Origin of the sequence: Phenylobacterium sp. (assembly GCF_036821595.1) — a bacterium.
Lineage (GTDB): Bacteria > Pseudomonadota > Alphaproteobacteria > Caulobacterales > Caulobacteraceae > Phenylobacterium.
This window is the reverse complement of the sequence record NZ_DAISJG010000160.1, coordinates 1-2,227: the sequence shown is the minus strand read 5'-3', so window position 1 is coordinate 2,227 and position 2,227 is coordinate 1. Positions and strand designations below refer to the sequence as shown.

Annotated in this window: 1 protein-coding gene; it reads right to left on the bottom strand. The window is 75.9% G+C overall.

The genetic code is table 11. From position 1 onward, the window contains the following. On the bottom strand, nt 1-2,227 hold a 2,227-nt coding region (locus V7Z97_RS20155), incomplete at both ends, for a TonB-dependent receptor plug domain-containing protein (protein WP_334165375.1).

Here is a 2,227-nt window from a genome sequence, read left to right as displayed (position 1 = left end):
CGGTGAGGTCGACGCCGGAGACCCGCAGGTCGGCGGTGTTGACGTAGCGGTTGTCGGCGATCGCCCCATAGGCCTCCGGCGGGAAGCCGGCGGAGGCCGGGATCAGGGCCGGGCTGGCCAGCAGGGCCTCGATGCGGGCCCGGTCGGCGGCGTTGTCGGCCGGCGAGATCCGGGTGATGAAGCTGGTCAGCGCCGGGTCGGACAGGGCGTTCAGGATGTTCTCCTGCACCGGCTTGCCGATCCGGTCCTCGAACCGGACCTCGAACCCGGTGACCCCCAGCCGCAGGCCGGGGAGGGCGGCGGGGGCCCAGTCGGCGCCGGCCGTCCAGGTGGTCGCGGTCTCCGGCCGCAGGTCCGGGTTGCCGCCGTTCAGCAGCAGGGTGCGGATGCGCGCCGTCCCCAGCGGCAGCAGGCTCCCGGAATAGCTCTGGGCGTCGTGGACCTCGCGGAGCGCCGGGGCCCGGAAGGACCGGCCGTAGGTCGCCCGCAGGCTCAGGCCCTCGAGCGGCGCCCAGAGCAGGCCCGCCTTGGGATTGGCGGTGGTCCCGACGTCGCCGTAGCGCTCCACCCGCCCGGCCAGGGAGACCTCCAGCCGCTCCAGGCCGCGGCGGCGGTTGGCGGGGCCGACCAGCGGCGCCCGCAGCTCCAGGAAGGCCGCGACCACCGAGCGGGCGACGTCGGCGCTCGGCTGGGCGACGGGCGCGGGCGTGCTGACGAAGCTGGTCCCCGTGCGGACCAGGGTCTCCCGGCGCAGCTGGCCGCCGAGCGCCGCCTTCAGCGCGCCGCCGGGCAGGGCGAACAGCGTCCCGTCCGCCTGCAGGTTGGCGGACATCACCTGGCCGCGGGTGCGGCTGTCGCTGGACCCGACGGCGATCGCCGCCAGCAGCGCCGGGCTGTTGGCGCCGGGGGTCCCGCTGAACGGGTTGAAATAGCCGTCCCGGGGGGCGGAGAAGGCGGTCTCCGGCCGGTCCGCCACCGCGCCCGTGGCCTCGGCCAGCAGGGCGGTGTTGACCGTGTTGAAGCCGTGGGTGGTCGTCTCCTCCTGGGCGAAGGCCAGGTACCCCTCGGTGCGCCAGTCCCGGGGCAGGCGGGCCGTGGCCCCCAGGGTGAGGGCGAGGCTCTCCTGCCGGCCGTCGAGGCGGGCGTTGCCGATCTCCTCGGCGAAGCTGTAGGCCACGGTGTGCGAGGCCGCCCCGGTGGGGGAGACGAAGAAGGGGTTGGCGCGGGGGACGGCGATGTTGGCGATGGAGCTGGACAGCCGCACGTCGAAGTCGCGCCGGCCGTAGCGCAGGTCGGCGGTGAGCTCGACCGCCTCGCCCAGCTGCTGGTCGGCGGCCACATAGAGGGCGTGCAGGTCCTGGCGGGGCAGGATGTCCACGCCCCGGCGCTGGTTGCCGAGGTTGGCCTGGCCGGCGATCAGGTCCTGCGGCCTGAGCCCCACCCCGTCCTGCCCGGCCGGGATCGCCCAGCCGACCAGGGTCCCTGAGGGGCCGGTCGTCAGGATGTTGCCGGGGAAGGCGTTGGTCAGCCGCTGGTCGGAGCCGCCGAAGGGGCGCAGGTCGGCGTCGGCCGCGAAGGCGCGGTCGTCGCCGGAGAGCCGGCTGCGCCGCCGCAGTTCGTAGGCGAGCAGCACGCCGCCGCCGTCCCAGCGCCGGCCAAAGGCCTGGGACAGCTGCAGCTCCGTGGGCTCGCCGTCGGTCCCCACGCCCGCGGTGAGCCGGGTCTCCGCGCCGTCGTAGTCCCGGCGCATGATGATGTTGACCACCCCCCCGACGGCGTCGGCGCCGTAGAGGGCCGAGGCCCCGTCCAGCAGCACCTCCACCCGCTGGACCGCGGCGCTGGGCAGGGTGGAGAGGTCGGCGAAGTCGCCGAAGCTGCCGGCCCCGGCCAGCCGGCGGCCGTTGACCAGCACCAGGGTGGCGTCGGGGCCGAGGCCGCGCAGGTTGACGCTGGAGCCGTAGCCGATGTTGCGGCCGATACGGTCCGCCCCGGTGGTGTTGGCGCCTTCGTTGGCGACCCCGCTGAAGTTCTGCGGCAGGGCGCCGAGCGCCGCGGCCACCGTGGCGTGGCCGGAGCGGTCGAGCGCCGCCCGGTCGATCACCAGCAGGGGCGAGGCGGTGCGGCCGCCGCGGATGTGGGTGCCGGTGACCTGCAGTTCCTCGAGGGTGGCGGGGGCGGCGCCGGAGGCGGTGTCCGCGCCCGTCGCGACCGCGCCGCCGGTGGGGGC